Below are 5,679 nucleotides of genomic sequence, written 5' to 3' on the forward strand. Positions count from 1 at the left end.
GTTCCACCAAGCGCGAGGCCATGACGTTCCCGGTCCGCTGCCGGGGAAAAGCCCCGGCGGTTGTGACGGACAGGCCGGTCGCCCGCAGCTCGTTGCCCGCGTGAAGACCTTGATCGGCACCGCGAGGCCGTCGACGCTCGTCGCCTCTTCGACTGTGTCGGCGCCGATGATCGCGCCGTCTCCGATGACCGTGCCGGTGAGGACGGAGCGTTCGCCCACGACGGCTCGGGTGCCGATGAGGGAGTCGGTGATCACGGCGCCCGGTTCGATTACCGCGCCCGGCAAAATGGTGCTGCCGAAGACCCTCGCGCCCTCCGCCACGAACGCGCCCTCGCCCACCACCGTGCCACCCGTGAGTTTGGCGTCGGCGGCCACCCTGGCCGTGGGGAGGACCAGGCGGTCGCCGCAGCGGCCGGGGATCGCGGGGGACGGGGCCCGGCCCAGGACCAGGTCCGCCGATCCTCGGACGAAGGCGGCCGGAGTGCCCAGGTCCAGCCAGTACGTCGAGTCGACCAGGCCTTGGAGGTGGGCTCCCGCGGCCAGCAGGTCCGGGAATGTCTCCCGTTCCACCGAGACCGGGCGGCCTGCCGGGATCGTGTCGATGATCGAGCGGCGGAAGACGTACGCCCCCGCGTTGATCTGGTCGGTGACGATCTCCTCGGGGGTCTGGGGCTTCTCCAGGAAGGCCAGGACCCTGCCCGTCCCGTCCGTGGGGACGAGGCCGTAGGCGCGCGGGTCCGTCACCTTCGTGAGGTGGAGGGAGACGTCCGCGCCCGTCGTCTCGTGGGTGTGGACCAGGGCCCTGATGTCCAGGCCCGTCAGGATGTCGCCGTTGAAGATCAGGACCGGGTCGTCGGGACCCGAGTGGAGGCGCGAGGCCACGTTGCGGATCGCGCCGCCCGTGCCGAGGGGCTCGTCCTCCGTGACGTACTCGATGTGGAGGCCGAGGGACGAACCGTCACCGAAGTGCGGTTCGAACACCTCCGCCAGATAGGAAGTGGCCAGGACGATGTGGTCCACGCCCGCCGCTCTCGCTCTCGCCAGCTGATGCGTGAGGAACGGCACCCCCGCCGCCCTGACCATCGGCTTCGGGGTGTGCACCGTGAGCGGGCGCAACCGGGTGCCCTTGCCGCCGACCAGGAGGATCGCTTCTGTCACCTGTCGTCTCTGCTTCCTGCCGGGACCGGCCGAACTGTTTTTTCGGCCGGCCAGTGTATGCAGACCGTGCATGTGTACGTGTAGGTGTACGCGTGCCGTGTGTCCGTCTGTACGTGTGCAGGTGTCCCGCAGACTCTTTCCCGGCCCCCCTGTCGGTCCGCTCCGTCAGCGGCCCTGGTAGCGGGCCGACGTGGAGCGGGCCGAGCCGAGCTTGCCGTAGAGCTGCCGTCCTGGGCACTCCGTGGCGAACCCGTCCCGATGGCCGGAGATCACATTGAGTCGTACGTTCTTTCCTTTTCGGTAGAGATTGCCACCACCGGACTTCAGGTATGTCTTGCCGCGCGGATTGACCCCGTAGAGGCCGAGCTTCCATGCGGTGAGCCTGGCGATGGCGGTCACTGCCGCCGAGGACGGTTTGGCGCTGCCGAAGGTTCCGAGGACCGCGATCCCCATGCTGTTGGTGTTGAAACCGAGGGTGTGGGCGCCCATGACCGCCTTCGCCACTCCCCCGGCGCGGCCCTCGTAGATGGTCCCGCACTTGTCGACGAGGAAGTTGTAGCCGATGTCGCGCCAGCCACTGCTCTTGACGTGGTAACGGTAGATACCGCGAATGACTGAAGGCGCTTGCGAGCAGCGGTAGTTGTTGCCGGTGGCGGTGTGGTGCACGAAGGCCGCCTTGACCTTCTTCGTGTACACGAACCCCTTCTCCCGCAGCTTCTCGTCGGCGCCGCCGCGGAGACGATGCTGACCCCTGACGGCTGGGCGTTCTCGCACTTCTTCGAGGGCCCGTACATCGCCTCCACCGAGCGGGCGCTGCGCCAGGCCGAGAACATGAAGGACGCCCACCAGCCGCGCCTCCTGTCCGTGCCCGGCCTCTACATGCTCACGCTCTGGCTGCACGGCGACCTCACCGAGGACGGCGCCGACGGCCACCCCGTCGCATCCGATCTGCTCGTCCCGCTGGCCCCCGCGCCGCCCGGCATCGCGGCCCACCGTCCGCACCGGGTCGCCGAGTTGCTGCCGATGCTGACCCATCGGGTGACTCCCGCGCCGCTGCTCGGTTCGCCCGCCTGACTTTCCCCCTCCGTCACCCTCGTACCCCGCCGCCGAATTCCCGGCAGCGGGGTACGATCGCGTTTCCGGCCCTTTTACGCTCGTAACGCTCGTACGAGCAGGAAAAAGCTCGTACGAGCTGGGAATTGGGATGAACCGTCCGCGCGGGTGATGCGTCATCAACCTGTGAGAAGCGGTGCTGCTAAATCCCTGCGGATTGACGTCCATGGGGCAACACTGGGTTCGGACCGACTCAACACCACGGGGGACGGACATGACCACAACAGAGCGAGAGATCCCACCAATGTGCAAGCACCAGCCACCGTGTCCCACGGCCGAATCCGCCGACCGGGAATCCGCCCGCCTCATGGCGCACCACCCGGAACAGGGCTGGAGCCTGCTGTGCAACGGCGTTCTCCTGTTCGAGGACACCGGTGAGCTCCTGCCCGACGGCCAGATCATCGCCCCGCACCGCCAGGTGATGACGGCGGCCTGAACGCCACCACGGGCGGTTCCGCCGCGCCGCCCGTCGCTGTGCACTGCAAGAACATGAGGGGCCGGCCGCACTCGATGCGCACCGGCCCCGACGCGTATCCGGGGTAGTTCACTCCCCGTAGTCGGCTGTTATCGCAGCGCCTCACGGAGCGCGTGATAAGCCGGTTTCGTATTCAGCTGCTCGTCCCACGGAAGTGCCGCTCCCTCCCCCGGGAAGACCGCCGGAATCCACGAATACCGGTCCGTGTAATCCCAGATGGTCACCCCCACACACCCGCGCACCGCGAGGCACGCCCCGGTCAGATCCCGGTACCAGGTCGCCTGCTCCGCCAACTTGGCGTCGGTCGCCGGGAGTTGCATCCGTACGTCGACCTCGGTGAGCGCGGTGTCGAGACCGAGGCGGGAGAAGCGGCGGAGGTTGTCCTCCAGGGTCGCCGGATAGCCGTACTGGAGGGCCAGGTGCGCCTGGAGTCCGATGCCGTCCAACGGCACGTGCTGGGCCCCCAGTTGCTTCGCGAGGGCGTAGTAGGCGTCGCTCTTCGGGCCGGTCGCCTCGATGTTGTAGTCGTTGAGGTACAACTTGGCGTGCGGGTCGGCCTGGTGGGCCCAGCGCAGCGCGTCGGCGATGTAGCCGGGGCCGAGCGTCCGGTACCAGATGGTGTCGCGGTAGGTGCCGTCCTCGTTGAACGCCTCATTGACGACGTCCCAGGAGTACACCTTCCCTCGGTAGTGCCGTACCTCAGTGGTGATGTGCTTCTTCAGTACGGCCCTCAGCTCGTCCGCCGTCCAGGTGCCGGACGTGAGCCAGTCGGGCAACTGGCTGTGCCAGACCAGGGTGTGGGCGCGGACCCGCTGGTGGTTCGCGCGGGCGAGGTCCACGATCTGGTCGCCGTTCGTCCAGTCGAAGACGCCCTGCCGGGGCTCGGTGGCGTACCACTTCATGCCGTTGCCCGGGGTGATCATGTCGAACTCGCTGCCCAGGATCTTCGTGTACGCGGTGTCGGTCAGCTCGGGGTTGTCGGTGGCGCTGCCGAAGTAACGGCCGTGGCGCTCGGCGAGTTGGGCGAGGGTGCGCTGATTGTCGTGGGCCTGGGTGCGCAGTTCCTCGCGGGCCTGGGCGGGCGGGCCGGTGGCGATGCCCGCCGCGATGAGGACGGCGGCGACGGCGCCCGCGAGTCTCAGTCTGTTCCTGGGCATGGTGCGACTCCTGTCCATGGGTGAGCAAGCAGTGCGTGAGGTTGCGCCCGTGCCGGAGAGGGTCGAAACTTTCGGATCCAGTTCAGAAAGAATCGATCCAGAAGGGTGTGTCACTGCGGCTGGTAGTCGAACCAGTCGAAGGCCGCCTCGCTCTCGGTGGCGTACATGCCGATCACGCGACCGGTGAAGCCTCCGGCGACCTGGGTGGAGAGATAGCGGCCGTCCAACTCGGCCAGTTCTACGGCGCCTTCGGGGCCCTCCACCGAGAACGTCAGGGTGTCCGGGCCGCGCCCGCCGGCGCCGGTCGCGGCGATGTCGACGGCCAGGGTGACCGGCCCCGGCGGCACCGGGCGGGAGGCGATGCGCTGCCGTACGGGACCGATCTGCGCGACGACGCTCGTCACTCCCCCGGCGACCTCGATGTCGTAGTGATGGGCCTCGTCCATGCGGACGGAGAGGCCGGCGCGGCCGGAGCCGGGGTCGATCCGGACCGACGCGCGGCAGTCGGGGTGTTGTTGTCGGCGTCCGAGGAACGCGGGGCCGGTCCGCCCGTCGAGGGTGAGCCAGCCCGGACGGCGGGTCAGCGACCAGCTGTCGTCCGGCCTGCTGCGCGGGGAGATCCAGGAGACGGCGAGGGTCGGGGCGTCGAAGTCGTCGCGTACCGGCGGGAGTTCGAAGGTGTGCCAGGCCGCAGGGGCAGGGTGCTGTTCCTGTACCGGGCCGACCCTTGGCCAGCCGTCCACCCACTCCACCGGGGTCAGGAACGTCTCGCGGCCCAGGACGTGGAAGCCGGGGAACCAGCCTCGCGGCCGGGTGCCGAGCAGCACCATCCACCAGGTGCCGTCGGGGGCCGTGACCAGGTCGGCATGGCCGGTGCTCTGGATGGGGAGGTCGGTGCTGCGGTGGGAGAGGATCGGGTTGGCGGGGGCCGGTTCGAAGGGGCCGCGTGGGGAGCGGGCGCGGGCGATCGAGACGCTGTGGCCGTGCGCGGTGCCGCCCTCGGCCAGCAGCAGGTACCACCAGTCGCCGACTCGGTAGAGGTGCGGGGCCTCCGGATGCTGGAGTCCCGTGCCGGACCAGATCGGGAGCGGGCCCTCCAGGACCTTGCCGGTGGTCGGGTCGATGCGGGCCGCTTTCACCCCGGCGACGGCGCACCAGCAGTTGCCGTCCTCGTCCCAGGCGAGGTCGGGGTCGATGCCGGGCACGTCGACGAGGACCGGGTCCGACCAGGGGCCCTCGGGCCGGTCGGCGGTGACGATGAAGTTGCCCTTGCCGCCCACCTCGGTGGTGATCAGGTAGAAGCGGCCGTCGTGGTGGCGGAGGGTCGGGGCATAGATGCCGGCGGAGGCGGGCGTGTCGGCCGGGAGGTCCAACTGCCCTGCCCGGTCAAGGACGTTGCCGAGCTGGCGCCAGTGCACCAGGTCCCGGCTGTGGAAGAGCGGGACCCCGGGGAAGTACTCGAAGCTGGAGCACACGAGGTAGTAGTCCTCGCCGACCCGGCACACGCTGGGGTCGGGGTGGAAACCGCCGATGACCGGGTTGTCGTAGGTCCGCATGTGTCTCCGCCCCTCCGGCCGGCCCGAGTTCGAAAGTTTCGGGCCGATTGACGAACATTACGGAGCCGGAACACCGGCGGCCGCGGCGGCGACCGCGCTCAACGACATGATCGACGGACGCGAGCGGGCGATCGCCGAGCCCGCGCCGCCGCACGACGAGTTCGGTACCTCCGCGCCCTCACCGTACGGGCCGCCCTCAGTCGCCGGACCCAGCCGGCGC

The 5,679-nt window shown here is 69.3% G+C and carries 4 protein-coding genes and 2 pseudogenes; 2 read left to right on the plus strand and 4 right to left on the minus strand.

Translation table 11 applies throughout. From position 1 onward, the window contains the following. Together manB and ACNFOC_RS50035 are read right to left on the minus strand one after the other, a co-directional pair. On the minus strand, window positions 1–1,158 hold a 1,158-nt coding region (gene manB / locus ACNFOC_RS50030), incomplete at its 3' end, for a mannose-1-phosphate guanylyltransferase (protein WP_416965646.1). 165 nt (window positions 1,159–1,323) lie between these two features. Further along, window positions 1,324–1,893: pseudogene (locus tag ACNFOC_RS50035) on the minus strand (peptidoglycan recognition protein family protein); the annotation flags it as partial. On the opposite strand from ACNFOC_RS50035, the pseudogene ACNFOC_RS50040 reads away from it, so the two are divergent. Both ACNFOC_RS50040 and ACNFOC_RS50045 read left to right on the plus strand, forming a co-directional pair. Further along, window positions 1,885–2,232 (plus strand): annotated as a pseudogene (locus tag ACNFOC_RS50040) (hypothetical protein); the annotation flags it as partial. The pseudogenes ACNFOC_RS50035 and ACNFOC_RS50040 sit on opposite strands and share 9 nt — an antisense overlap. Before the next feature lie 283 nt (window positions 2,233–2,515). After that, window positions 2,516–2,707, plus strand: coding sequence for a DUF5999 family protein (locus ACNFOC_RS50045; RefSeq protein WP_329245543.1), 192 nt, complete (start codon window positions 2,516–2,518; stop codon window positions 2,705–2,707). 128 nt (window positions 2,708–2,835) lie between these two features. Here the strand turns inward: ACNFOC_RS50045 and ACNFOC_RS50050 are convergent, their stop codons facing one another. Beyond that, window positions 2,836–3,903, minus strand: coding sequence for an endo-1,4-beta-xylanase (locus tag ACNFOC_RS50050; protein ID WP_416965647.1), 1,068 nt, complete (start codon window positions 3,901–3,903; stop codon window positions 2,836–2,838). A gap of 110 nt (window positions 3,904–4,013) precedes the next feature. After that, window positions 4,014–5,459, minus strand: coding sequence for a glycoside hydrolase family 43 protein (locus ACNFOC_RS50055; RefSeq protein ID WP_416965648.1), 1,446 nt, complete (start codon window positions 5,457–5,459; stop codon window positions 4,014–4,016). Window positions 5,460–5,679 lie beyond the last annotated feature (220 nt).

The organism is Streptomyces colwelliae (genome assembly GCF_048158785.1).
GTDB lineage: Bacteria > Actinomycetota > Actinomycetes > Streptomycetales > Streptomycetaceae > Streptomyces.

What these genes read in the sequence shown, in the direction of transcription:
- ACNFOC_RS50045 (WP_329245543.1), top strand. Translation starts at nt 2,516, where the DNA reads ATGTGCAAGCACCAGCCACCGTGTCCCACGGCCGAATCCGCCGACCGG.
- ACNFOC_RS50050 (WP_416965647.1), bottom strand. Translation starts at nt 3,903, where the DNA reads ATGCCCAGGAACAGACTGAGACTCGCGGGCGCCGTCGCCGCCGTCCTC.
- ACNFOC_RS50055 (WP_416965648.1), bottom strand. Translation starts at nt 5,459, where the DNA reads ATGCGGACCTACGACAACCCGGTCATCGGCGGTTTCCACCCCGACCCC.